Below are 247 nucleotides of genomic sequence, written 5' to 3'. Positions count from 1 at the left end.
GGAACCTCCCCGATCCGCTGCCGGGCCGGGGCCATGACCCGGTCGAGGTCGGCGGGCTTGCCGATCGGTTCGACGATCAACTTGCGGCGGTCTCCGGGGTCCGGGGCCCGGCGCACGTAGCCGGCCTGTTCGAGGCGATCGATGAGGCGGGTGGTCGGCCCGGTGGTGAGGCCGGTGCGGGCGCCGAGCTCGCCGGGGGTCATCGGGCCGGTCAATTGCAGGATGTTCAGCGCGTAGAGGTCGGTGG

At 72.9% G+C, this 247-nt stretch carries 1 protein-coding gene; it reads right to left on the bottom strand.

Features of this window, described 5'->3' with window-relative positions:
- Positions 1–247, bottom strand: a 247-nt coding sequence (locus ABD323_RS45610) for a MarR family winged helix-turn-helix transcriptional regulator (RefSeq protein WP_344447800.1), incomplete at both ends; no start/stop codon positions are given.

It is taken from the genome of Kitasatospora nipponensis (assembly GCF_039528135.1).
GTDB lineage: Bacteria > Actinomycetota > Actinomycetes > Streptomycetales > Streptomycetaceae > Kitasatospora > Kitasatospora nipponensis.
This window is presented reverse-complemented; position numbering and strand designations above follow the sequence as displayed.